The organism is Marinomonas sp. AWM4_232, from assembly GCF_056158325.1.
On the sequence record NZ_JBSWTA010000001.1, the window covers coordinates 3,261,676 to 3,285,408 of the forward strand.

At 44.9% G+C, this 23,733-nt stretch carries 19 protein-coding genes, 20 tRNA genes and 1 pseudogene; 37 read left to right on the top strand and 3 right to left on the bottom strand.

All coding sequences use genetic code 11. From position 1 onward, the window contains the following. Nucleotides 1–6: 6 nt before the first annotated feature. Nucleotides 7–1,917 carry a methyl-accepting chemotaxis protein gene (locus ACXAC1_RS15385; protein WP_475062593.1) on the bottom strand — a complete coding sequence of 637 codons (1,911 nt, stop codon included), beginning with the start codon at nt 1,915–1,917 and terminating at the stop codon, nt 7–9. Nucleotides 1,918–2,276: 359 nt separating this feature from the next. Between ACXAC1_RS15385 and ACXAC1_RS15390 the strand changes: the two genes are divergently transcribed. From ACXAC1_RS15390 to ACXAC1_RS15495, 22 genes are all read left to right on the top strand, one after another. Continuing rightward, a tRNA-Pro gene (locus tag ACXAC1_RS15390) sits at nt 2,277–2,353 on the top strand. Nucleotides 2,354–2,365: 12 nt separating this feature from the next. Further along, nucleotides 2,366–2,441: transfer RNA gene (locus ACXAC1_RS15395), tRNA-Thr, on the top strand. A 36-nt stretch (nt 2,442–2,477) separates the two neighbouring features. Beyond that, nucleotides 2,478–2,553 (top strand) — tRNA-Thr (locus tag ACXAC1_RS15400). Between the two features lie 21 nt (nt 2,554–2,574). After that, a tRNA-Thr gene (locus tag ACXAC1_RS15405) sits at nt 2,575–2,650 on the top strand. A 26-nt stretch (nt 2,651–2,676) separates the two neighbouring features. Beyond that, nucleotides 2,677–2,752: transfer RNA gene (locus ACXAC1_RS15410), tRNA-Thr, on the top strand. Nucleotides 2,753–2,778: 26 nt separating this feature from the next. Then, a tRNA-Thr gene (locus ACXAC1_RS15415) sits at nt 2,779–2,854 on the top strand. Nucleotides 2,855–2,880: 26 nt separating this feature from the next. Beyond that, nucleotides 2,881–2,956: transfer RNA gene (locus ACXAC1_RS15420), tRNA-Thr, on the top strand. 15 nt (nt 2,957–2,971) lie between these two features. Continuing rightward, nucleotides 2,972–3,047: transfer RNA gene (locus ACXAC1_RS15425), tRNA-Val, on the top strand. Nucleotides 3,048–3,083: 36 nt separating this feature from the next. Next, a tRNA-Asp gene (locus tag ACXAC1_RS15430) sits at nt 3,084–3,160 on the top strand. A 27-nt stretch (nt 3,161–3,187) separates the two neighbouring features. After that, nucleotides 3,188–3,263 (top strand) — tRNA-Val (locus ACXAC1_RS15435). 34 nt (nt 3,264–3,297) lie between these two features. Next, a tRNA-Asp gene (locus ACXAC1_RS15440) sits at nt 3,298–3,374 on the top strand. Nucleotides 3,375–3,421: 47 nt separating this feature from the next. Beyond that, nucleotides 3,422–3,497 (top strand) — tRNA-Val (locus ACXAC1_RS15445). Nucleotides 3,498–3,533: 36 nt separating this feature from the next. Beyond that, nucleotides 3,534–3,610 (top strand) — tRNA-Asp (locus tag ACXAC1_RS15450). A 27-nt stretch (nt 3,611–3,637) separates the two neighbouring features. After that, a tRNA-Val gene (locus tag ACXAC1_RS15455) sits at nt 3,638–3,713 on the top strand. A 34-nt stretch (nt 3,714–3,747) separates the two neighbouring features. Continuing rightward, a tRNA-Asp gene (locus tag ACXAC1_RS15460) sits at nt 3,748–3,824 on the top strand. Between the two features lie 47 nt (nt 3,825–3,871). Further along, a tRNA-Val gene (locus ACXAC1_RS15465) sits at nt 3,872–3,947 on the top strand. A 36-nt stretch (nt 3,948–3,983) separates the two neighbouring features. Further along, nucleotides 3,984–4,060: transfer RNA gene (locus ACXAC1_RS15470), tRNA-Asp, on the top strand. 27 nt (nt 4,061–4,087) lie between these two features. Next, nucleotides 4,088–4,163: transfer RNA gene (locus tag ACXAC1_RS15475), tRNA-Val, on the top strand. A gap of 36 nt (nt 4,164–4,199) precedes the next feature. Next, nucleotides 4,200–4,276, top strand: a tRNA-Asp gene (locus ACXAC1_RS15480). A 27-nt stretch (nt 4,277–4,303) separates the two neighbouring features. Further along, nucleotides 4,304–4,379, top strand: a tRNA-Val gene (locus ACXAC1_RS15485). Nucleotides 4,380–5,140: 761 nt separating this feature from the next. Then, a complete protein-coding gene (locus ACXAC1_RS15490) occupies nt 5,141–6,145 on the top strand; it encodes a helix-turn-helix domain-containing protein (protein ID WP_475062595.1) in 1,005 nt (334 codons plus the stop codon). 263 nt (nt 6,146–6,408) lie between these two features. After that, nucleotides 6,409–7,686 carry an MFS transporter gene (locus ACXAC1_RS15495; protein ID WP_475062597.1) on the top strand — a complete coding sequence of 426 codons (1,278 nt, stop codon included), beginning with the start codon at nt 6,409–6,411 and terminating at the stop codon, nt 7,684–7,686. A gap of 45 nt (nt 7,687–7,731) precedes the next feature. Here the strand turns inward: ACXAC1_RS15495 and ACXAC1_RS15500 are convergent. Further along, nucleotides 7,732–8,055: pseudogene (locus tag ACXAC1_RS15500) on the bottom strand (thioesterase II family protein); the annotation flags it as partial. Between ACXAC1_RS15500 and ACXAC1_RS15505 the strand changes: the two are divergent. The 7 genes from ACXAC1_RS15505 to ACXAC1_RS15535 all read left to right on the top strand — a co-directional run bounded on the left by ACXAC1_RS15505 (nt 8,042) and on the right by ACXAC1_RS15535 (nt 13,724). Next, entirely contained in the window at nt 8,042–8,710 is a 669-nt protein-coding gene (locus ACXAC1_RS15505; RefSeq protein WP_475063846.1) for an AMP-binding protein, read from the top strand. The pseudogene ACXAC1_RS15500 and the gene ACXAC1_RS15505 overlap by 14 nt on opposite strands. A gap of 181 nt (nt 8,711–8,891) precedes the next feature. Then, nucleotides 8,892–9,497 (top strand): phosphopantetheine-binding protein, encoded by a 606-nt coding sequence (locus tag ACXAC1_RS15510; RefSeq protein WP_475062599.1) that lies wholly within the window; start codon nt 8,892–8,894, stop codon nt 9,495–9,497. Then, entirely contained in the window at nt 9,497–11,008 is a 1,512-nt protein-coding gene (locus ACXAC1_RS15515) for an ABC transporter ATP-binding protein (protein WP_475062601.1), read from the top strand. The genes ACXAC1_RS15510 and ACXAC1_RS15515 overlap by 1 nt, the downstream gene beginning before the upstream one ends. Before the next feature lie 80 nt (nt 11,009–11,088). After that, nucleotides 11,089–11,283, top strand: a complete 195-nt coding sequence (locus tag ACXAC1_RS15520; RefSeq protein WP_475062603.1) for a hypothetical protein — start codon at nt 11,089–11,091, stop codon at nt 11,281–11,283. Next, nucleotides 11,283–13,070, top strand: coding sequence for an ABC transporter ATP-binding protein (locus tag ACXAC1_RS15525; RefSeq protein WP_475062605.1), 1,788 nt, complete (start codon nt 11,283–11,285; stop codon nt 13,068–13,070). Before ACXAC1_RS15520 ends, ACXAC1_RS15525 begins: the two co-directional genes overlap by 1 nt. After that, entirely contained in the window at nt 13,067–13,333 is a 267-nt protein-coding gene (locus tag ACXAC1_RS15530) for a hypothetical protein (protein WP_475062607.1), read from the top strand. The genes ACXAC1_RS15525 and ACXAC1_RS15530 overlap by 4 nt, the downstream gene beginning before the upstream one ends. Nucleotides 13,334–13,376: 43 nt before the next feature. Then, complete coding sequence (locus tag ACXAC1_RS15535) at nt 13,377–13,724, top strand: chorismate-binding protein (RefSeq protein ID WP_475062609.1); 348 nt, start codon at nt 13,377–13,379, stop codon at nt 13,722–13,724. 55 nt (nt 13,725–13,779) lie between these two features. On the opposite strand, the gene ACXAC1_RS15540 is transcribed toward ACXAC1_RS15535, so the two are convergent. After that, nucleotides 13,780–14,709, bottom strand: a complete 930-nt coding sequence (locus ACXAC1_RS15540) for a helix-turn-helix transcriptional regulator (RefSeq protein WP_475062610.1) — start codon at nt 14,707–14,709, stop codon at nt 13,780–13,782. 156 nt (nt 14,710–14,865) lie between these two features. On the opposite strand from ACXAC1_RS15540, the gene ACXAC1_RS15545 reads away from it, so the two are divergent. From ACXAC1_RS15545 to ACXAC1_RS15580, 8 genes are all read left to right on the top strand, one after another. After that, nucleotides 14,866–16,992 carry a TonB-dependent receptor gene (locus ACXAC1_RS15545; protein ID WP_475062611.1) on the top strand — a complete coding sequence of 709 codons (2,127 nt, stop codon included), beginning with the start codon at nt 14,866–14,868 and terminating at the stop codon, nt 16,990–16,992. Between the two features lie 116 nt (nt 16,993–17,108). After that, complete coding sequence (locus ACXAC1_RS15550) at nt 17,109–18,110, top strand: helix-turn-helix transcriptional regulator (RefSeq protein ID WP_475062613.1); 1,002 nt, start codon at nt 17,109–17,111, stop codon at nt 18,108–18,110. Nucleotides 18,111–18,235: 125 nt separating this feature from the next. After that, a complete protein-coding gene (locus ACXAC1_RS15555) occupies nt 18,236–20,374 on the top strand; it encodes a TonB-dependent receptor (protein ID WP_475062615.1) in 2,139 nt (712 codons plus the stop codon). A 338-nt stretch (nt 20,375–20,712) separates the two neighbouring features. Then, nucleotides 20,713–21,423, top strand: coding sequence for a 4'-phosphopantetheinyl transferase family protein (locus ACXAC1_RS15560; RefSeq protein WP_475062617.1), 711 nt, complete (start codon nt 20,713–20,715; stop codon nt 21,421–21,423). A gap of 63 nt (nt 21,424–21,486) precedes the next feature. Next, nucleotides 21,487–21,672, top strand: coding sequence for a hypothetical protein (locus tag ACXAC1_RS15565; protein WP_475062618.1), 186 nt, complete (start codon nt 21,487–21,489; stop codon nt 21,670–21,672). Nucleotides 21,673–21,701: 29 nt separating this feature from the next. Then, on the top strand, nt 21,702–21,914 hold the full coding sequence (locus ACXAC1_RS15570; protein ID WP_475062619.1) for a hypothetical protein: 213 nt from the start codon (nt 21,702–21,704) through the stop codon (nt 21,912–21,914). A 438-nt stretch (nt 21,915–22,352) separates the two neighbouring features. After that, a complete protein-coding gene (gene tnpB / locus ACXAC1_RS15575) occupies nt 22,353–22,715 on the top strand; it encodes an IS66 family insertion sequence element accessory protein TnpB (RefSeq protein WP_475062621.1) in 363 nt (120 codons plus the stop codon). Between the two features lie 36 nt (nt 22,716–22,751). Further along, entirely contained in the window at nt 22,752–23,531 is a 780-nt protein-coding gene (locus ACXAC1_RS15580) for a transposase domain-containing protein (RefSeq protein WP_475062623.1), read from the top strand. Nucleotides 23,532–23,733: the final 202 nt, after the last annotated feature.

Genomic DNA, 23,733 nt, shown 5'->3' on the forward strand with positions numbered 1-23,733 from the left:
AAGCGCTTAGACGTTTTGCAATTCGTCAGCAACGGAAGCAATCTCTTCGATTGACATGGACAGTTCTTCGGTACTACGAGACTGCTGCTGAGCCGCAGTGGCACATTCTTCTGCTGCTGTGCTCGCTTGTTCCGCTGCCGCTGCAATCTGTTCCATACCTTTAACGGCTTGGCTAACTGCAGAGGAAATCTCTATCGCGGTTCGTTCTACTTGAGTACTGTTATCTCGAACTGAAATGATATCTTGCTCGATTTTGTTAAGGTCTTGGGTGGACTGAGCAGCTTTATCTACTTCGCGTTTGGCACTTTCTGATGTTTCGGATAGGTCGATGCGCACACGCACAGTTTGATCGCGAATGGCTTTGACCAAATCTTTAATTTGGTCGACGTTCTCGGCAGCTTCGTCAGCTAAGTTTTGGATGTCGCCAGAAACCACCGCAAAACCTTTACCGTATTCACCCGCTCGAGCTGCTTCTACGGCACCATTGACAGCCAACATACTGGTTTTGATGGAAACTGTTGTGATGGTGTCGATAACTTTATCAATGGTGCTGACCATTTGCTCCATTGATGTGATCGCATCAACGTTGCTGCGAGCCGCTTCTAATGATGTGCCGATTCCTGCGATCATTTCATCAACACTGGTTTTGTTGGTAGTAAGTAACTCTTGGATATTCGTTATCAGTTCAAGGGTATTTTGGGAGCGTGTAGAAGCTAGCTCAGAGCCCGTCTCAAGTTGTTTCAAAGCTGCAGCAGATTCTTCTGCCGCTGCTGCCGCTGTTTCGGCACCGCGGCTGATTTCTGAAATCGCAGCGCTAATTTCGCTGGCTGCTCTGTTGATTTCTTCTATAGAGCTGGAAAGCTCTTCTGATGCAGAAGCAACGTCTTCAGCGCTTTTACTGATATCAGAACTGTTTTTGAGGTCGTCAGCGACACTTTCTAAGTCTTGTGAAGATTCTTCTGCGGTTGATAATGCAATGCCTTGCTGTTCAATGGTTTTTACGACTTGTTCTGCTGCGGCAGATTGTTCCTCTGCTGCGGAGGCGATTTCTTCAGAGCCTTTTAAGATATCTCGGCTGGCGGCAAACATCTGATCAGCACTCCCAAGAAGCTCATCGGAGGAGGCGCTAATATCACTGATATCAATGAGGATTTGCTGTAATTGAGAGGTGACTAAGCGACCTTTTTCGACTTCCTCTCGGGCTGTAGTGGCAGATTCTTGAACCGAGTCACTCACTTGACGCGATTGTAGCTGGATACGTTCGATTTGAGCTGCAATATCCAACGCACTTTTCTCAGACACTTCTGCAAGGGATCTAACGGTGTCTGCTACCACAGCAAACCCTTTACCATGCTGACCTGCTCGCCCCGCTTCGATAGCGGCGTTAAGAGCAAGAAGGTTGGTTTGATCTGCGATGCGAGTCACTTGTTTCACTGTTTCGCCGATGTTGCTTGCGAGTTGTTCTAGTTCAGACATCATGGCAACCGAAGCTGTTTGCTTGTCACTGGCGGTACCAATGTTGTCGACAAGATTGGAAATTTCTTTGGAAACATGTTCGATGAGAGTTTGTAGAACGTCTGATCGTTCTTTTGACTCGGTAATGACTTCTTGTTGAACTTTTAGAGATTGGTTGACTTGGTTGATGGCCGCCAGACTTTCTTGGCAGGAGCTGCTGCTTTGTTCTGCCCCAGCAGCAATGCTTGCTGAAGCTTTGGATAACTGTTCTCTTGCGCTACTGGCTTCGGTGATGGCGCTGGCTAATTCGGCGGTCGAAGCCGCGATCCGTTCAGCAGCTTGCTGTTGCTTGGCAACAGTTCTTGCTTGCTTACGTTGAGCTTCTGCACGCTTTGCCGAAGCAGCTGCGTTATCAGTAAGGGATGACGAAGGGGCTGCAACAGTGGACTTTTTTAGGGCCATAACTCAATCTCCAAACACATTAGTCTCTAGTTCCGCAGTGAAGAGTGCTGAACTGCATTCATCGTTTAAAGATAGAGAAATTTATTCCAGGTAATAGTGGAGTCCTGTTGAGAGACTGTGATCAATTTGTGAACAGTTGGTATCTGAATGTAAATTGATCAACGACATTTATTTGGTGAGATTCTGACAGAGCATTTTCAGGAGGGGCGAGGTTTTCCTTATATATAAATAAGTTAGCGGGAAGGTATGTTTTTTAAACAAGAAAAATAAACTGAAAAAAATCTAAAAAAAATCTTTCCTTTTGAATTCGTTATAGTAATATACGCACCCGCTGACAGGGGCAGCGCTCTGGTTAGCAACGGGGCGTAGCGCAGCCTGGTAGCGCACTAGCATGGGGTGCTAGTGGTCGCAGGTTCAAATCCTGCCGTCCCGACCAAAAATTAGAAATGCCGCTATAGCTCAGTTGGTAGAGCACCTGACTTGTAATCAGGGGGTCCCGAGTTCGACTCTTGGTGGCGGCACCATCTAAAGTTTGGTTGTACAATTCGTTAAGCGTTTAAGCCGCTATAGCTCAGTTGGTAGAGCACCTGACTTGTAATCAGGGGGTCCCGAGTTCGACTCTTGGTGGCGGCACCATTAAAACACTTCGCGATATATGCCGCTATAGCTCAGTTGGTAGAGCACCTGACTTGTAATCAGGGGGTCCCGAGTTCGACTCTTGGTGGCGGCACCACTTACAATTTGAAGCGTTTCTTTTGCGCCGCTATAGCTCAGTTGGTAGAGCACCTGACTTGTAATCAGGGGGTCCCGAGTTCGACTCTTGGTGGCGGCACCATCATAAGATGTAGCAAAAGATTATATGCCGCTATAGCTCAGTTGGTAGAGCACCTGACTTGTAATCAGGGGGTCCCGAGTTCGACTCTTGGTGGCGGCACCATTTAAATTGTTACTGGATTTTTGTTTGCCGCTATAGCTCAGTTGGTAGAGCACCTGACTTGTAATCAGGGGGTCCCGAGTTCGACTCTTGGTGGCGGCACCAATATCCAATTGAGAAGGGTGTGTAGCTCAGTTGGGAGAGCGTCGCCCTTACAAGGCGAATGTCGGGAGTTCGAACCTCTCCACACCCACCACTTATAAGTTAGTGGCTAAACAACTTATGACAATATGGAGCGGTAGTTCAGTTGGTTAGAATACCTGCCTGTCACGCAGGGGGTCGCGGGTTCGAGTCCCGTCCGTTCCGCCATCTTTCCTCAAGATGTAAAACTATGACGGGTGTGTAGCTCAGTTGGGAGAGCGTCGCCCTTACAAGGCGAATGTCGGGAGTTCGAACCTCTCCACACCCACCACTTATAAGTCAGTGGCTAAACAACTTATGACAATGGAGCGGTAGTTCAGTTGGTTAGAATACCTGCCTGTCACGCAGGGGGTCGCGGGTTCGAGTCCCGTCCGTTCCGCCACTTACTTTTAATGAGAAGTAAGTCGGTAGCAGTACCATCATTATGATGGGTGTGTAGCTCAGTTGGGAGAGCGTCGCCCTTACAAGGCGAATGTCGGGAGTTCGAACCTCTCCACACCCACCACTTATAAGTCAGTGGCTAAACAACTTATGACAATATGGAGCGGTAGTTCAGTTGGTTAGAATACCTGCCTGTCACGCAGGGGGTCGCGGGTTCGAGTCCCGTCCGTTCCGCCATCTTTCCTCAAGATGTAAAACTATGACGGGTGTGTAGCTCAGTTGGGAGAGCGTCGCCCTTACAAGGCGAATGTCGGGAGTTCGAACCTCTCCACACCCACCACTTATAAGTCAGTGGCTAAACAACTTATGACAATGGAGCGGTAGTTCAGTTGGTTAGAATACCTGCCTGTCACGCAGGGGGTCGCGGGTTCGAGTCCCGTCCGTTCCGCCACTTACTTTTAATGAGAAGTAAGTCGGTAGCAGTACCATCATTATGATGGGTGTGTAGCTCAGTTGGGAGAGCGTCGCCCTTACAAGGCGAATGTCGGGAGTTCGAACCTCTCCACACCCACCACTTATAAGTCAGTGGCTAAACAACTTATGACAGTATGGAGCGGTAGTTCAGTTGGTTAGAATACCTGCCTGTCACGCAGGGGGTCGCGGGTTCGAGTCCCGTCCGTTCCGCCATCTTTCCTCAAGATGTAAAACTATGATGGGTGTGTAGCTCAGTTGGGAGAGCGTCGCCCTTACAAGGCGAATGTCGGGAGTTCGAACCTCTCCACACCCACCACTTATAAGTCAGTGGCTAAACAACTTATGACAGTATGGAGCGGTAGTTCAGTTGGTTAGAATACCTGCCTGTCACGCAGGGGGTCGCGGGTTCGAGTCCCGTCCGTTCCGCCATCTTTCCTCAAGATGTAAAACTATGATGGGTGTGTAGCTCAGTTGGGAGAGCGTCGCCCTTACAAGGCGAATGTCGGGAGTTCGAACCTCTCCACACCCACCACTTATCAATATTGATAAATTTCCTCATAAGTATCTGATCTTAAATAGCTTTTATTTTTCTCCTGTCACATAATGCTTGTGACCACGCTTTGACCAAAATTTTTCCTGATTTTTGATGTGACCGATTTGTGGCATATTTTGCGAATTCCAATTCTTTTGACTTTTTTCAAAGGCATTTTTCGTGTTATTTTGCAGTTCGTACTAACAAGTTACAAATCCCATAGTTTCTCTTTTACAGCACCTTGTTTGACCTCATTGGCTTTCTCTTCCTCTCAGTTAATTTAAAGCTTGAATGGCTTTATGCTCTCGCCAGATCTTGTATGAGTAGATTTCTATTTGAATGGGTTGTGGCATGACTTTAGTTTGATTGATGCTCTTGGAGTGTAGTGGTTTAATCAACCCATCTATTTAGCCAAGGAAGTGTTCTTTGATACTCGCTATAACACGAAGCTTCGAATGATTGTTCATACTGCTTAATGTTGGTCCTATGGTCATACGTTAACGTTGCGCTAATCAAAGTGATGGCGCTTGTTTTATTTCTATTTATATAGTTATGTTATAACGTTTTAAATGAAGATAAAACAAGCGATATTTCTATGGACAGTCGAAAGCAGGTTCTTGCTGCCAGTGTCTATTGTTTAAGGAAGCAATCAGTGTGTGAGCAACTTTATATTTGAAAATGAGAATTATTATCTATAATGTCATCAAAGTATTAGTCCGCTATTGTTGGCGCTATGTTTTAGGGAAGGAATCAAGGCTCGAATGATGAGTACCCAGTTAGATATACTAGATTTTTATCATGACTCTTGCCATAAGCACGGTCAGTACGTTGCTTCAGGGCAAGCTTCACTGATGGGGCGTAAGTACTACCAATATGACGTGATCGGCCCTTCCTTAGAGAAGGGAGGCTGGATGGATTTATTTCAAATAGTCCATGGGCTAACGATTGGTCGTGCATGTGTATCTGCTCCCATGCATTCACAGTACACAGAGTCCCCAGGTGTTATTGCCATCTTTATTGTGTTGTCGGGACAGCTAAATATAGAGACATCTGATGGCAAGATCTTACATAGCTTTGAATCTGGGGCAGTCGGTATTGGCTGTCGGTCTTGTGTCGAAAACCTATTGCTAAATTATAAGTCCAGTCAAGATAATAGGCTTGAAGCGGTTTCTATTGATGTGCCCGTTAGTTTCTTTGGGCAGCTATTTTCGGACCGCGACCTTTCTGAAATAAAATCCTTTCCGCGCGATAATTGTCTGCTCAAAATGGATCACTTATGTCGTCATTTTGCGGTCAAGGTTGCGGACAAGATTATGCAATGCAACTGCGAAAAATTGAACGACATTATCTATGTCGAATCCCTAGTGCTGGAGCTTATTCATAAGATCGCATCACACTTTACGCAGATATTCCAGCCGCATTTTGACATTCATAGACATAGGCACTATCACCAGGTTTGTGAGGCGATCAATATCCTTGAAAACCACTATGATACGAGACATACCATTGCTTCTCTGTCGCGCCAAGTAGGTCTAAATGAGTGTTATTTAAAAGCACTATTTAAGCAGCAGACGGGGCAGACGATTGCTGAGTGTCAACGCAGTATACGTATGAAGAAGGCGAGATATTTTATCGAGTTCTCAGGCTGTAGCGTCATGGATGCTGCGCAGAAAGTTGGTTATAACAATCCAGGACATTTTTCAGCCGCTTTCCGTAAAGAGTATGGTTTATCTCCTTCTTCTCTTAAGCAACTGCTTATGCGTTAAGATCCCCACCCATTCCGCTAGGTATTCTTGCATTCGGACGAATGCTTTGGAGTTGTGCTGCCCTGATCGGGTGGCACATTCTTCCCCATGTTTAGCCCACAGTAATTATTCCAAGTTGAAGATGATTTTTTCCCGATTAGAGATGCGGTTTCCCAGTCGGAGCTGACAGCTTAGTAATTACTCTTAATAATGAGAAACATTCCCATGTTTGTTTGTAAACATATTTGGGCATTAAAAATAATTACTTTGGATCTAATAGAGCAATGAGCAGTATCACGAATCAACCTCGAAGTTTGTCAGTTTCTCGCTCTGAATGGTGGCTGCTTGGTAGCCTATATACAACACAATCACTTGGTATTTGCTTTTTTATCATTGCCCTAGTGGCTATTTTGAGAACTAGGGGCGTGTCTTTTGAGATGCTTAGCATGGTATACATGTTAGGCATGGTGTGGCCCTTTAAATTTCTTTGGGCTGGGTGGGTTGATAAGTGGTCATTTGGTCGATTAGGTCACTATCGTGGTTGGATGATTCTGGCTCAGCTTGGCATGATTATAGTGTTCGCAGCCATGGCATTATTTGATGCTGTTGAGGACTTCTGGACTGTCTATGCGCTGTGTTTGGGTATGGCTTTTTTATCGGCAACTCAGGATATAGCGGTTGATGCAACGGCCTGTCGTATGCTGAGAGAAGAAGACCGAGGGATTGGCAATGGTATTCAAATTGCGGGTGGACTGCTTGGGAATCTGTTAGGTGCCGGTGTTGTTTTAATGATGTATGACAGGCTTGGTTGGGCGGGGTGTTTGTCGGTACTGATGTTGGTGACGAGCGTATCCTTTATTCAACTGCTGTTTTACCAAGAGCGGGATATCGTGATGACAAGGGAATCTGGATGGGTGTTCATAAAGCATATGAGATCTTTTTGGCAGCGTCCCGGAAGTAAGCAATGGTTGGTGATTTTACTTATTTATCCTATCGGAAGTAGCTTAGCTTATTCGTTGGTGGCGCCTGTTTTAGTGGATCAAGGTTGGGCTCTAGAGCGTATTGGCTTTTTAGTTAATGTGGTAGGTTCTAGTTTAGGCGTATTGTCAGCATTAGGAACAGGGTGGCTCATTAAAAAGATGAGCCGCAATAGGGCGCTGCTATTGGCTGGGGTGGTTCAGCTACTGGGGATTGCGGCAATCGCATTACCGGTTTATGGCATGAGCGATAGCTGGTCTGTGACATTTGCGATAGGAATCTATTTTATTTGTTATAACCCGGCGGCAACCATATTAGCGACTTCAATGATGGATTATGTGGCAAATGGTAGTGCACCGGGAACGGAATATACCATGCAGTATAGTATCAAATCTTTTTTTAGTATTGGTATGGTTTCGGTAGGAACCGCCTTAATCGCAACGTTGGGATATTCTGGTGTTTTAATTCTAGCCTTTTTTATTGGCTTGTTTTCTATATTGATTGTTATTCCATATAAATATAAAAGTGCTTCCGTGATGTCTGAAACATATGAATATATACCAGATTTGAAAGAGACTTCATAAATTATAGGAGTGTGATAATGATCACACTCCTATATTGGATGATGCTTATTTAAGTAATATTTTATGAATCTCATCTATTGCTGGCTGTGGGTTTTCTGATAGATAGAAGTGGCCACCAGGAAAGTCTTTTATGGAAAATTTCCCTGTGTGCCATCGACTCCAACCTTGAGCTTGCTCAAGTGTTAGTTCTGAATCATCTACTCCTCTAAAGACGGTAATAGGGGCATTGATATTGGCAGTGGATTGGCCATCCCATGTTTCGAGAATTTTGTAGTCTATACGTATAGATAGAAGAAAAAGATCGCGTATTTCAGGGATTTCTAGCAATTCAGGAGGTGTTCCTCCTAAACGGGTCATTTCTTCACATAAGTCTTGCTTTTCTTGGAGCGCTCAACAAGTCTTTGGCATGGCAGAGGGGTTAATTTGTTATACCCGTATAGATGATAGCGAAGAACTTATCGTTAGCAATCAAGGTCGCCCTATGAGTGCTCTGGACGATATCCGTATCGTCGATGAACTTGGCAATGATGTAGCGGAAGGTGAAGAAGGGGAATTACTGGTAAAAGGCCCTTACACACAAAGAGGATATTATCGCGCTCAGCAATATAACCAACATGCTTTTACCACCGATGGTTATTATTGCAGTGGTGATGAAGTGCGTGAAACTAGAAATGGAAACTTAATTGTTACTGGGCGATTAAAGGACACTATTATTCGTAATGGTGAAAATATCGCTGCGGATGAAATAGAAGATCATTTATTAACTCTTCCAAGTGTACGTCAAGTTTCGGTTGTGGCATTGCCTGATTCAGATACAGGAGAAAGAGTGGCCGCGGCCATCGTTCCAAGCCTTACAACCAAGCCGCCTCCGCTTACAGAGCTGCGGGAACACCTTCGTAGTCAAGGTATAGCAGAATTTAAACTTCCTGAACGTATCAAGACTTTAATACACCTACCTGTTACTGCCGTAGACAAAATAGATAAAAAGCGCATTTTAGAATTTGAGGGAACAGTATGGGATTAAGCAAGCCTTTCTTGCTTTAGTTTAAATTTTTTAGTTTGTTTCCTTTGCTGTCATAACAATGGCAGGGGGATTATTTGACTTCAAAAACTTAAATGATTTAAAGGCATTATCAAAAATGTCGCTGATTTTTTAATAAGAAGTTTTTATTCAAGAATTTTTTAAGAGCAAAGGAGAAACACAGGTGTCCGATAAAAACGAGAAATATGACCATTTAGTGCGATCTGATTTTGAGCAATTATTGACCCAAATTAAGGATCTCGTCAGGGCCACAGTCATAGATAAGACGGCTGATATAAATCATCAATGTGATCTTCTTAAAATGGGGGTGGACTCTATTTCGATGATGAAAATTTCAGGGGTTCTTCGTAAGGCTGGGTGCTCTGTTTCTTTTGTAGAACTCATTGCTTCTCCGACTTTATCTAGCTGGAAAGCTTTGATTCATAATAGCCATCGTGCCTCTGTAGCATCAAAAAGTGACGCAGTCACTCGGTCAGGGATTGTCGATATTAGTAGGGATATGGCACATCATCAAGTGGATCCTTTTGCGCCTTTTGATCTTGCTTTAATACATCATGATATTAGTGATATGCGTTTCTTACGTTGTGAAGAGGAGCAGTCATTTGGTATTACCGCTGGGGTTGGGCATTTAATTGCGCCATTCTGGGAGGAAACCTGTCTAGGTGTCTTTAGCTTACATAATGTACCCGGTAATCACTTTAGTGTGATCGAACCCCCTCATGTTGAAGTGGTGGCGGATTATCTCGCCATGCCATTGAGGAGTCTTTGATGAAGCAGAACGCTGTAGATCAAAAGGAGGCCTCTTTGGAGTCGTTTAAATCGTTACGCAAACCTGTGCATGGCCTAATGTACATGGGGATAGCCTTGGGCGGAATGGGTGCGCTAACCACCTTAGTACCTTTCATCGGTATCGCGCAATTAGGGCAGCTGATGCTGTCCTCAACTTTGCCGGATAGCGCTACCTTAATTGGACTAGGTGTAGCGGTGATTTTGGGATTAATGCTGGGCTGGATGTGCAGTGGCGCGGCGCTTTGGCTGATGCATATTGCCGATCATAGGTTGCAAACGTCATTGCGGCGAGCGCTGGTGAAACGCTTAGGTAAGGTGCCATTGGGATGGTACTCAGATAAGAATTCGGGTGCGGTGCGTAAAGCTGTTCAGGATGATTTAGAAGATCTGCATCATTTGGTGGCGCATCACTATGTTGAGTTAGCCGGAGCCATTGTTTTACCGCTTGGTGGAGTACTGTATTTGCTTTGGTTAGATTGGCGTCTGGCACTGCTGGCGGTTGCAACTCTACCTATTTATTTGTTGGCCTACCTTTGGATGATGCGCGATTTCGGTAGCAAAATGACTCAGCTTGACCAAAGCTTTGCCAAAGTCAGCTCAGCGATTATCGAGTTTGCAAACGGTATTGCTGTGGTGAAAGTATTTGGGCAAACAGGACGCGCTCATGCCAGTTATCAAAATGCCGTCGCGGACTTTAGTTCACGTTATGCTGGATGGGTACGTCCGTTATTGCGCTTAGAAGCGATATCATCCATGGCCCTTTCTGTGCCTATAATTGCCCTAGTGAGTTTGCTAGGTGGTGGTTGGATGGTGCTACAAGGTTGGGTATCGGCGCCGGAGCTCGTGGCTGAGCTGTTGATCGCAATGGTCATTCCTCAAACTTTGATGGCGTTCACCCAAGGGATGGCGGCGCAAAGAAAAGCGCTTGCCGCAGCGCAACGAGTCACCCAGTTGCTGGATGTTGAGGAGCTGCCGTGCTCTTTATCTCCCCAAGTCCCTTCTAATGCAGAGGTCTGTTTTGAGCGAGTGTCTTTTAGCTTTGATGGCAATGATGACATTCTCAAAGATATCAATCTTGTTTGTAAACCCAACACAGTAACTGCCTTGGTTGGAGCATCAGGTGCAGGCAAATCTACCCTAGCTAAATTAGTGCCGCGTTTTTATGACGTAACACAGGGGGCTATTCGTTTGGGTGGTGTTGACTTGCGAGAGGTTGATCCCAGTGTTTTATATCAGCATGTCGGTTTCGTATTACAGGACGCCCAGCTGTTATGGGGGACGGTACGGGACAACTTGTGTTTTGGTAAACCAAATGCCACCCAGGAAGAGATAGAAAACGTTGCTCGTTTAGCCCGTATTCATGACCGTATTTTGTTACTTCCAAGAGGCTATGACTCAGTCATTGGTGAAGATGCCATATTTTCAGGGGGGAAGCGCAACGGCTATCTATCGCTCGAAACTTGCTCTCAGATACCCCCATCCTCATTTTAGACGAGGCCACCGCCCATGCTGATCCCGAATCCGAAGCACAAGTACAACAGGCCCTTTCAGAGGTAACAAAAGGCCGTACTGTGATAGTGATTGCCCATCGTTTATCTACCATTACCAAGGTGGATCAGATTGTTGTGTTGGATCAGGGACAAATTAAAGAGCAGGGCCGTCATGAGGAGCTGCTCAATGCGCAAGGAATCTACCGCCGAATGTGGCATACCTTTTCTAATGCAGCGGATGTCAAAACCTATGAATCTGACAAGGAGGCGGTCTAATGTATTCAGGTCTGAAAAAGATATTAGGAGCCGAATACTTTGGTCAATTAAACCGTTATATGGCTTGGTTGATCGGCTTTTCGGTCTTGCAGGGTATCGCTATGGTCATGGTGGTACCGGTTCTGAATGCCATCTTTGTAGGGGACAGTGGTGCGTTAATACATGCTCTGACGGTATTAGCAATACTGGTTCTACTGGTTTGTTTAGCGCACTACCAGCATACAATGAAAGGCTTTGCTCTGGCTTTAGTGGTGTTAACGACACTGCATCAACGCTTGGGCGATCACTTAGTTACTTTACCTACAGGTTGGTTTTCTGAAGATAAAACAGGGCGCTTGTCACGCAGCGCAACCGGGGGAACCTTGATGGTGACCAATGTGTTTGCTCACTTTATGGCCCCTATTGTGTCGGGGTTGGTGACACCTATAACGATTGCAGTATTAATGCTGTTTATTGATTGGCATATTGGTGTCACCGCATTACTTTGCGCACCTGTTATTTATCTTGCTCATCATTGGTCGGCGAAATGGATTGGTAAGACTGAAGCCAATGTGGATGCCGCGGCGGCGCTGGCCAGTAATCGGGTCGTAGAGTTTGCTCAGAAGCAGCAAGTACTGAGAGTGTTTGGCTTAGCGCGTGAGGGCTATCAACCACTTGAAGAGGCGACGGAAAAGCAACGTCATGCAGGCAGCTCAATGTTGGATCAGACTTTTCCGCGTATCTTAGCGGGCGGAATGATCGTTCAGTTAAGCTTTGCCCTTATTGTTTTGGTGGCTGTTGTGCAGGCATTCAATCAAGAAATTTCCTCGGTAGAATTGGTGGCCTTGTTAGCTTTGACGGCTCGTCTAACCGGACCTCTGGCTGAGGCGGCAGGTCGTAGTGGTTTGTTACGTATTGCGGCGAATGATCTTAATCGTTTGGCTGCTTTATTAGATGAAGCACCACTTGATGTTCCTACCACGAATACTCCTGTAACACTTCCTGGAGATGTTCGTTTGGAGCGTGTGCAGTTTGGTTACGATTCTAAGCATCCAGTCTTATCCGACCTGACTTTTCATGTTCCTTGTCAGACGATGACGGCTATTGTAGGTCGGTCTGGCAGCGGCAAAACAACCCTCAGCAAGCTGATTATGCGCTTTTTTGATGCCCAACAGGGCACGGTATATGTGGGGGGGGGCGATGTGAAACAGCAGACTACTGAAGCTCTCATGGCGCAAATTTCGGTGGTTATGCAGGATGTCTACCTATTTGACGATACTTTAGAAGCGAACATTCTGATTGGCTCTCCTAGCGCGAGCCGCGCAGCATTAGCTGAAGCCGCAAAACTAGCCGGAGTAGAAGAGATTGTCCAGCGTTTGCCTAATGGATGGCAAACCCGTGTAGGTGAAGGCGGCAGCGCCTTATCTGGTGGAGAACGCCAGCGTGTTTCGATCGCTCGCGCCATCATTAAAAATGCTCCCATTATGTTATTGGATGAAGCTACCGCGGCTCTGGATCCTGAAAATGAGCTCTATCTCAGGCGAACAATGGAGGTGATGAAACAGCGTGCAACACTCATTGTCATCGCCCATAACTTGCCGACGATTATGGCGGCGGATCAAATCGTGGTGCTGGAAGAGGGACATATTGTTGAACGCGGAAACCATGCTTCGTTAATGTCACAATCTGGGCGTTATCAAGCATTCTGGCATGAAAGAGAGCAAGCCCAAGGGTGGCAATTGACGGTGCCCACTGATGGCTCGAATGAGTACCTATGCGACTCTATTAGAGCGGAGGAAGGGGTATGAATAGTCAAGTTATTGCGGCTGGAATCCCCAAGGTAACGGTGGCGATTCTTGGCGGGTATGGTGATCTTGGCCAAGTGGCGGCTTGGCGCCATGGTGTATGCACGAATGCATTGACGCGCAAAGATCATGTCCAACTACCATTTTTCCCAGGGACTGGTCTTTTACTATCAGCATTAAGTCATGAAAATCAGCGTTTTGCTCGGCAGTTTGGTTTGCAAATTGGCGCGTGGTACACCTGTATTACTGGTCAACATATTAGGTGAGTATTTGAGCGCGTAATACCCCAGAGCCGAGAAGAAGCAGTACATGCAATGCGCCAAGCTTGCTGGAATCGTCTATAACTTACGCCCTACACCGGCTGTCGGAGGATTACCCGTTGATCATGCTGTACGATATATTCGTGAAAGTGAAGAGCTTGATAGAGGATGGTATGCTGCGCCTGTGGGGTATTTGGATCGACAAGGAGGAGGCACCTTCATTGTGGCACTGCGCTCGGCATTGCTAGATCGTCATTCTGCTACGCTGTTTGCTGGGTGCGGTATTGTAAAAGATTCTGATCCGATGAAAGAATGGCTTGAAAGCCAAACGAAAATGAAAACTATGGCATCAGCTATAGCTTGGTCATCGCTGGGAATGGATACTTTGCTGGAGTAAAGGGGCGACTCTTTACTCAACATCCAGGGCACTTACTGTTTAGATTGCTCAACATCTAGTGGGCGTGTTCTCGTCTTACTTGGCCGGGTAATATACCGAAATGCTTGCGGAATATATTAGAGAAGTGGCTGGTATTGCTATAGCCGATTTCTGCTGCAATTTGGGTGACGCTAGCTTCGGAGCGTAGCAGCTTTTGGTGGGCAAACATCATTCGCTCTCGTTGTAGCATTTCATTAATGCTGCAACCGAATACGCGCCGAAAACTGCGCGTTAGTGTACTCGCGCTAAAGCCGTAAAGTTTTGCGAGCTGAGCAATAGTAGGGGGATGGCTTAGATTTGAAAGTAAGTGGTTTTTTAAATCGGTGAGACGATATTGATTCGATGTCGAAACGCGATGAACATTGGATAGGGAAGTAAGAGCCTCCATAAAAAGGCTGGTAAAGACCAACCCCTTGCCTTGGAACCAGAGGTGATTACGAGTAGAGGAACTGGCCGTCATCTCGCTATAAAGCTGTCTCGCCGTGGCGTGTAATTCTGGAAGATATAGGTTGTTAATATAGCCGTTGTGCTCTACTAGTTGCGCCATTAGCTGTTCGTGGTTGTTAATAAATTGGGGTAATACCTCTTTGTTTATGATTAAGGTTACGTTCTCTAATTCTCCTTTCTGGATGTAGCTCCCTCTATATGCTGGGTGATAGCTAATACCGCCGCAGCCTTGAAAAACGGTGTGCTTAGAATCGTCATTTATTTGGCAAAAGCAGCATTGTGCAACCCCCCGCAAGTTTAAATTAAAGCTGAAGTAGATATTGTGCGAGTCATCTTCTAGGGCGATGTTTTGCTTGCAGCTAAAGTGGCTATACCAAGACATCAAGTTAACGCCTTCATACAGTTTTAGCAGCGCTATCTGATAGAAGTTGCCGTCAGAGTAAATCATATGAGCAGACGACTTAATGAGCTCTGTCACTGGAGTAGGAGTACTGGTCATGGCATAGATCCTTACTTAAATAGCTGAGTTAGCCTTATTTGACTCATTAGTGATAAAAATTGACTGTAATTGGGTATTTAGTTAAATGCAACTCATTATCATTATCGGCGAAGTCCTTGTCCATTCGGGATAGTCTATTAATGAGAGGGAAATTTAATGGGATACAAACAGTTAGTGGCCATAATGGCTAGACGCTGGCTAGTATTTGGCAATAGTGCTGCATTGGTACTGGTAGGCTCTTTTACACATGCTGAACAGGTTTCTGATGTCAAAAATGAAAGTGTACTAGGGCCAATTTATGTAAGTGCTCGCCAAGATGGTGAACAAGCAAAAGATCTCGCCTTTAGCGTTAATGTTATTGAGTCAGATGATATTGAAGACCTTCGTCAAACCACGCTGGAAGATGTATTAATCAGCGAACCAAGTGTCAACGTCAATACATCCGGTGGAGCCAACGTTTCCACTATTTATATTCGCGGGGTGGGTGCGCTCTATCCAATGAGTATGGATGACAGCTCTGTAGCAGTAATGCTAGATGGTAGTCCTATCTCTAGCCGTAATATTTCACTTGGCACATTCGATGTAGAACGTATAGAGATTTTGAAAGGCCCTCAAGGAACTTTGTTCGGTGGATTAGGGGAAGCCGGAGGCATAAATATCTCAAGCCGAAAACCAACACCTTATCAGGAAGGTTATGTGCGCGCTGAGTATGGAGAAGAAAATCAATACCTTGTTGAAGGCGCTGTTAGCGGCCCTTTAGCAACAAACCTAAGTGGGCGGTTAGCGGTACGTGCTACTGGCTATGATCATTGGGTGACCAATGATCAAACTGGAAAAGAAATGAGTAGTCCTAAAAAGCAAGCGATTCGTGGCAGCTTGTTATGGGATGCTTCCGACCGCACGAGTGTATTAGTGTCAGCTGAGCAGCATAAGCTAGATGATATGGCTGAGATGTTTGTGTTGCGACCTTATTCATCGGATCCAGCCATTAGCCTTACCCCTGGGCTGTATGACGATGATGAAAAAGAAGTAAAACGTTACAGCGTGAAACTTTCACATGATTTTGATAGTAGCCAATTTACTGCGACGTCTGGTTATACGGATTCCTATAACATTGCTCCCGTGGCGTATGGGCAATATCTGTATCGTGCTTTATATGGCTCCGCAGGAGAATATTGGCAAACGGATGAAAGCCGAGAGAAAGTGTTTACTCAGAACTTGCGTTTTTCTTCATTGCCTCATGCTGAAGTGTTTTGGGCCGCAGGCGCTAGTTTGTCCCAGTCGGATCGCTATTTCGATACCCCCTATAATATGTATGGGGCGGGGAGTGCCCGTAATCGAGATTTTGAAACAGATCGCTATGGTATCTATGGCGAAGCGACATTCCCTGTGGCTGAACGCTGGGATTTGACGACTGGGCTAAGGTACTCGTGGGAAGATCGGGAATACGATGGTCGTTATGCCAGTGGTGGGGAAGTGACCTCAGAACATCGGGATCTAGATGACGACTTTTTTACTGGGCGTCTAGGCTTAGGCTATGACCTTACGGATACTGTGCGCTTATATAGTATGCTCGCTAGGGGTTATAACCCTGGTGGCTTCAATGACTACGCAGCACAGCCTATCGAAAGTGTGCCTTATAAGCCTGCTAAGGTGAATTCATTCGAATTTGGTATGAAGAAAGCTTCTCGAGATGGGAGCTTTAGTATGACAGGAGCTATTTTTTACAATGAAGTAACAGATAATCACCTGTTGTCCTATGACTCAAATACGTTTGTATCAAGTGTTGTTAATGCGGATACTCAAAGTGTTGGTGCCGAGTTAAGTGCAATGGTGGCTGTGACAGATCAACTTACTGTTGAAGGTGGCATTAGCTACACTGACGCTACGATTGAGACTGGTTTAGTCGGCATTGGTGGAGGCGATGTCACGAAGGGCGATAAGGTTCCAGACGTGTCGCCGTGGTCAGGCAAGCTAGCTGTGGCATGGAAAAAGCCACTCACGATTAGCGGTTTGGAGGCACCAATGTTAAATACTCGTCTAAGTTGGAGTTACACTGGTACGCGTCCAGCTGATCCGCAAAATCACTTTGATCTTAATGCCTATAATAAAGTGGATATGCATGTAGGGCTAAACATTGCTAAGGCTGACTTCTATCTTTGGGGAACGAACCTACTCGATGAAGAATATGATCTTTATGGCTACTATGGGGCCGAATCCGCTGCCTATGGCGCACCAGGAAGAGGGCGAACCTTTGGTGCTGGTATGCGTTATGATTGGTAGTTGATTAAGAAGTATTTGTATTAGTGTTACTTACTAAAATATTCCTATGAATTGAGCCGCGTTAATTGCTTTGTTATGTTATATTGTAGCATTGTTGATTGACGCTGCTTTGAGTAATGAAACACTTAGTAATTAATGAATCTGATCTGTTAGGGCTATATTCTGGAGTAGAGGAGAATGAGTTTAGTCTAGTGGATCCTGAGCTATGCACTATGCATATGAAATCAGAAAAGATTGATACGTCATTACTTTATATGGAAGGTCTGGTTTGCGCGCATCGCCCGATGCGCATAGAAATGTCATCCGCTCCTCTTTCTGGTTATATTCATCTTGGCTATGTCATTGATGGCTCGCCTATTAATTATATCGACGGCTGGGGAACTGCAAAAGAGATGAAAGCAGGCCAGTTTTGCTTAGTTTACACTCCTAATATGGATGGCTATTGTGACTATCGTGCGCAGCAATCGGTAGCTTCGAGTTCTTTATGTATGGATGTGTCCTTACTGCACCAATTGTTACAGCATGAGCCTAGGCCACAAGTTACTAACCTTTTTCAGCCAATATTCGACACTCCTCAAATCTGTTTTTCTCTTTTTGGGTCGATGTCTCAAAGTATGCTGAAGCAGATTAATCAGCTTTACCGCCAGCCCAGTTTAGGGGTCATGAACGGCCTATCTCGTCGTGCTTCTGCTTATGCCTTGTTGCAGTTGTCGCTAGATCGCATAGTAGAGGAACACTGCCGTAATCTCGGCCCAGTTAAGTTGACCATCAGTGATGTACAGCGTTTAGAACAAGTAAAAGAGATGTTAAATAGTCAGCTACAATCGTCGCCTACTTTGTCTCAAATAGCCAAAACTGTTGGTTTAAATGAGTTTAAGTTGAAGCAGGGGTTTAAGCAGCTTAATCAAAAAACGGTGTTTGAATACTTGCTTGAGCTGCGGATGCGCAAATCTTCTTATTTACTTGAATCTTCTCAAATGCCTATCATAGACATTGCGCTGCAAGTGGGCTACAACAATCATGGCCATTTCTCGTCTGCTTTTCGTAACTTCTTTGGTAAAACCCCTTCTATGCATAGGCGTTCATACGCTACCGGTGTTTCTAAAATGGCGGGTTAAGGTGTGAGACATGACACTTTAAAAAGCAGTCATAAATGCACCGGTAATTTATCCGTGCTTGAGTAGTTCTAACGTGGCAGCTCTTTATCATTATCCCAAGAAGATACTGATTAGGAGTTGCGTAAATGAAGTTCAAATATCAAGTTTCATTATTGGCACCTTTGGTTTCAAGTCTGGTCATGTCGGGTCTTGCCAAGGCCGATACAGAAACAAATGCCCAAACGTTAGCGCCTTTAAACGTTACGGCTAATAAAATAGAAGAAAACATCCTAACGGTGCCTCAAGCCGTGAGTGTGTTGAGCGAATACGACCTTGAAGACAAAGGAATTCAACAAGTTACCGATGTGGTGAAAGAGATTCCTAATATGAGTGTTCAAACGAACGGCGGGAGTCGTGTGAGTTTTCGAGGACTTAGCTCTTCTTTATTTACCAATAACAACCCTGTTGTGGTCTATATAGATGGTGTGCCTTCGACCGATTATTATGACTTCGACGCATCGTTAGCAAATGTTGAGCGAGTAGAAGTATTGCGAGGCCCTCAAGGTACGCTATACGGCAAAGATGCTATCGGTGCTGTGATTAATATCGTGACGAAACAGCCTGATAATGAGTGGCAAGGTAACGTTGGTGTCGAAGCTGGCAGTCATAATCGTTTGTTTGGCTCGTTTAATGCTAATGGCGCAGTGATTGATGATACCTTGTTTGTTGGTATTAATGGACAGGGTCTTAAGGATGATGGTTGGATCGAGAATGATTATCCTGGAGCCGATAAAGAAGCCAACAAAAAAGATAGCACCAAATTTGGGGCTTATGTTTTATACACACCAACAGAAGATTTTAAAGCGAAACTAAACCTCCAACATCATCATCGGACTGGGTTTTGGTGGGACGCTTATGGGCTACCTTCCGGCGCCGAACTTAGTGAGTTTAATCGAGATGACGCAGAATTCGTTACCTATGACGTGCCGCAAAAGGAAACCGTTAAAACCGATTCACAGAGTTTAAATCTATTATATCGCTTCGACAAAGTGGTGTTTGACTCCACGACGGTCCATAAAAATGTTGATATAGATGGCTTATATGATGCTGACTTTGGTAATGGTGAGGCCTATGCTGGACTCTCTCAATTTAATCAAAATGAGACCGAGTCTTGGTCCCAAGAATTTAAACTCTCAAATAACCTTGCGAATGGAACTCGCTGGGTAAGCGGACTTTATTTTGATAAATCGACGTGCCGACAGGCACCATCAGGGATGGAATTTCCATTTTACGCTGATATGGATGGGGATCAGGTGCCCGAAACATTTGTTGGCAACTACCGTATGAACGCAGAATCGGAAACCAATAGTGAAACCCTCGCTGTATTTGGTCAGATTATGGTGCCATTTTATGATGCGTGGGAGCTCACATTAGGGAGTCGTTTGCAACGAATTCAAAAAGACATAGATCTGAATATGTTTTATCTACCGAAAGGAAAGGAAGGTGAGTCCACCTACCATTTAGCAGGCGAGCATACTTGGCATAAAATACTACCGAAAGCCGCGCTGAGCTATCAGTTTAATCATAATTGGATGATGTATGGATCTTACTCTAAAGGCTATATGCCTGGAGGGTACAACTATTATGCAATGCAGGGCAGTGAACAGGATAATCGGTTTGATGCACAAACATCTGATAACTATGAAATAGGGCTCAAGGCTTCTTTTGATACGGTGACATTGTCGGCAAACGCTTTTTACATGGATATCCAAGATATTCATGTATACAAGGAGATAGGCAGTTTATATCTAACCTCTAACGCAGAAAAAGCACATTCCCAAGGGCTTGAAGTCGAAGCGAATTGGTTTGCCACGGAAAATATTCAAATCAGTACAGCATTAGGGGTAACTGAGGCGAAGTATGATAAATACGATGCTGGTAGTACTAATTATGATGGGCAGCATGTGATCGAAACACCTTCTCACACGGTACGGTTAAGCTTTGCCTATGATCCAGGCGAAGCTTGGTATGGGCGTCTTGATGCTCTGCGTCAGGGGGACATGTACTTCTTTGATGATGCCAATGAGAAAATATCTAAACGATCTGGTTTTACCGTCTTTGATGTAAAAATGGGGTATCGAGAGGATGACTGGAATCTTTATCTTTTTGCCAACAACGTGACGGATGAAAAGTACATTAGAGGATTTATTTCAAATTCATTAGTGAGCGTGGCGACTTTTGGGGAGCCTAGAACGCTTGGTGTTGGGGCTCATTACCAATTTTAAATCCCAGTTTTGCTTGATCATTACCAGTATTCAGTATAGTGATCTAGTGAGTAATCAAAGATGGATTCCATGTGTCGTAAGTAGCGTCAAATCGATTCAAGTTTCATAGGTTCTAAGTGATTTCTTGTTCTGAGAACAGTGCAATGCAGCTGGATTAAGAGTGGTAGCCATTTTTACTCGGCCATCATTGGTACTCTTGATATCTGTAAAGTTTGTACCTGAGGAGCACCTTGCGCAAATATGCTGCAAATTTTTTAGCTTATGAGTCGCCCTAATTAATTCAAGCTGGGCTTAGCAAGGAGCGCAACTTTAGATAATTTATCTGCCTAGAGAATAAAATGATAATTTTGCAAGAACTGGATAAAGGATTTATTTTACAAGGAGGGAAGCTCACCTCTCCGTTTTCTGGAAGTTCGGCGGTTTATTGGCATACTTTTGATCATTTAAAGTATCAGGCAGTAGCTGCCAAGTCATTGGGTATAAGTATTCCAAATGCTCTGGATAAAGCGATGTCAAAACGCTTAGCTGAATTTGTGGCAGGGCGTTATTGCGCCAAGCAAGCCTTGTCTGAGCTTGGAGAAAACAGTGTCCCTGGTTATGGAAGAAATCGCGAGCCAACTTGGCCCCGAGGTAATTGGGGAAGCATTAGCCATAGTAATGGGGTTGCATTAGCTATGGTATCAAAGCAACACAGTATCGGACTTGATATCGAGTCTATTGTAGATCCAAAATTGGTGGCAGATATATCTGATATGATCTTGACCACGAGAGAGCGAGCGCTTTTTAAACAACAGCTTACATGTGAGCTGTTTACCTTGATTTTTTCCCTGAAAGAAAGCTTTTACAAAGCTGCTTATCCCTTTGTACAACGTTGCTTTGGTTTTAGCGCCATTGATGTGTTAAATGTTGATTGGCGCAATGGGACTCTTACTTATCAAGTAAACGAGAGTTTAGCTGATAATATCTATGTGGGTATGATAGGTAGGGCTTTTTTTGTAACACCTTTCCTAGGGCAAATATTAACCTTGGTTGAGTTGGAGGGATTATAAAATTAGAAAGTTTATAAGGTACTGTAGCGTTGCTACGGTAGTATCCTTCTTCTAGAACTTGTTGTGGCAGACGCCTTTGTATGGGAGGCTCTTACTGAGCTTCAAAAGCAAAAATACGAATTGAAGCTGGCTATTCAGAAGGGCAAAGTACAACTGACGTCCGCAGGGCAAGAATGTAAGCATGTTTTGGATGAACGTGAGTTGAAACTGGAGCAAACACTACTGACATTGCCGTTCAAACTGGCTTGAGTGGCCGTGAATATCTACTAGGTCACTGAGTGCATTTGAAGAAAGATTGTTTGCAAGCCTTGTATCAGGCTCAGACACCACGCTGGAGTTACACCTGCAACGTGATTTTGCTTGATGAGATGAACTTGTCACGACCCGAACAATACTTATCGGAATTTCTATCAGCACTAGAGAAGAAAGGCTATGGCGAGAGTTTGATCAGTCTGACTGAAATCTCGCTACCAACGCTCCTAAAGGGTTGAAAGAATGTCACCAGATTCTGGTGCCACTTAATCTCTGGTTTATCAGTACTGCCAGCCACGACGAAGCCTCTTATGAATTAGCCGAGAAGACCTATGATCGCGTCCCTGTTATGACTCTGCCGAAGCAGGACAATATTCAAACTTACCAAATACGATTCAACAAGCTTTGCATTCCGATCCGTGCAGAAAGTCTTTCAGTATGCCTGCTAGCAGCATTAGCCTTAGGCATAAGAGTATCTCAAACAGTTGGCAGGTCACGATATAACCACCCGAAGTGCCGAAACTTTTGAAATCGACTGGGGCTACATCTATGAGAACTGGGTTTATGCATGCCTGCTGGATAAACTCGATCCCCATTAGAAGCGTAAGCGTCCAGTGAACCACGCCTTAATTTAGCGCATCAGATTCGGCATAGTCATGGCTTTTTGAGTAATGACTGTGTTCAATACAAGCGATTCCCTTCCTGTCATTCTGATTTGTGGTTCAGCCGATATACGTAAATCCATTGATGGTTTAACCACTATCGTTGCGTACGACTTAGAGCAAGAGCCATGTTCAGATCGTTTATTCGTCTTTTGCGGCCGAACTCGTAATCGTCTCAAAGTCCTGCAGTGGTCTACTAATGGCTTTTGGCTGCATTACAAGCGCTTAGAAAAAGGTGTGTTTCAATGGCCGGGCATCGAAGATGAGCAATTGTCTTTGCAAGTATCGCCGAAACGGCTCAATTGGCTACTGGATGGCTTACCTCTTAGTCTAGATCAAGCCTACCCAAAAATAACCTACCGTTATCACGAAATTTAGCACGCTCATCTGCTCATGATTGGTATAATCCACGTCATGAAAAAGACACTGAATGACTTACCTGACGACATGGATTTGCTTAAGAAGCTATTGCTTGAGCAAGCGGAGCAGTTGTCGGAAAAAGAGGCTCTGTTGGGTGAAAAGAACGAGCAAATTGACCATTGGAAAACCGGCTATGAACGCCTTCTACAGCAATGGCGTTTGGAACAACATCGCCCGTTTGGAAAAAGCTCTGAGAAGAGTCCTGGTCAAGGTGAGCTGTTTGATGAAGCCGAAACGGTGGTCGCAGAAGAAGAGACTTCAAACGAAGCCGATCCATCGTTAGAAAAGAGCGATGCATCAACGCGTTACCGTCCTAAGCGTCAACAGCTGCCTAAAGATCTTCCTCGCACCGTCATTGAGTTGGATGTATCCGAGGCAGAAAAAGTCTGTGCGTGTTGCCAAGGGGAGCGACATCGTATTGGCGAGGATCGTTCGGAGCGTTTAGAGTTTATCCCTGCTAAAATGACCGTCATTGAAACGGTTCGTCCTAAGTATGGCTGCCGTCATTGCGAACAGAATGAAACGCACGTCACGATCAAACAAGCACCATCAACGCCCAGCCTTATCTCAAAAGGTATCGCGACCCCCAGTTTGCTAAGCCAGATCATCACCAGTAAATACCAATTTGCCTTACCTCAGTATCGACAAGAGGCACTCAAGCGTTCCAGCCCGTGCCGGATGGTGTGCAAATGGACTACAAGAAAGCTGATAATAACTGGCTTCCACCGCAGCCTATCGAGCCGTCATTTAAAATCAGAATCGCGAATCGCCTAAGCTTTCTCCGCTCCAATTTAAAACCGAATTGAGAGAATCTCAGACAATGTCAGACAATGTTGGATATTTGTATTTCGGACAATTTAGTAGCTTCACATCTCGCTTCTATTAATGACTCAGAAGTTTTTTAAAAAAATGTTATCCAAAGCTAGACATAAAAATTCAATGTTGTACTATCCGCGCCCTTTGTCGAGCGAAGCTC

Coding starts and splice junctions, on each gene's coding strand:
- ACXAC1_RS15385 (WP_475062593.1), bottom strand. CDS start 1,917: ATGGCCCTAAAAAAGTCCACTGTTGCAGCCCCTTCGTCATCCCTTACT.
- ACXAC1_RS15490 (WP_475062595.1), top strand. CDS start 5,141: ATGATGAGTACCCAGTTAGATATACTAGATTTTTATCATGACTCTTGC.
- ACXAC1_RS15495 (WP_475062597.1), top strand. CDS start 6,409: ATGAGCAGTATCACGAATCAACCTCGAAGTTTGTCAGTTTCTCGCTCT.
- ACXAC1_RS15515 (WP_475062601.1), top strand. CDS start 9,497: ATGAAGCAGAACGCTGTAGATCAAAAGGAGGCCTCTTTGGAGTCGTTT.
- ACXAC1_RS15525 (WP_475062605.1), top strand. CDS start 11,283: ATGTATTCAGGTCTGAAAAAGATATTAGGAGCCGAATACTTTGGTCAA.
- ACXAC1_RS15530 (WP_475062607.1), top strand. CDS start 13,067: ATGAATAGTCAAGTTATTGCGGCTGGAATCCCCAAGGTAACGGTGGCG.
- ACXAC1_RS15535 (WP_475062609.1), top strand. CDS start 13,377: ATGCAATGCGCCAAGCTTGCTGGAATCGTCTATAACTTACGCCCTACA.
- ACXAC1_RS15540 (WP_475062610.1), bottom strand. CDS start 14,709: ATGACCAGTACTCCTACTCCAGTGACAGAGCTCATTAAGTCGTCTGCT.
- ACXAC1_RS15545 (WP_475062611.1), top strand. CDS start 14,866: ATGGGATACAAACAGTTAGTGGCCATAATGGCTAGACGCTGGCTAGTA.
- ACXAC1_RS15550 (WP_475062613.1), top strand. CDS start 17,109: ATGAAACACTTAGTAATTAATGAATCTGATCTGTTAGGGCTATATTCT.
- ACXAC1_RS15555 (WP_475062615.1), top strand. CDS start 18,236: ATGAAGTTCAAATATCAAGTTTCATTATTGGCACCTTTGGTTTCAAGT.
- ACXAC1_RS15560 (WP_475062617.1), top strand. CDS start 20,713: ATGATAATTTTGCAAGAACTGGATAAAGGATTTATTTTACAAGGAGGG.
- ACXAC1_RS15580 (WP_475062623.1), top strand. CDS start 22,752: ATGAAAAAGACACTGAATGACTTACCTGACGACATGGATTTGCTTAAG.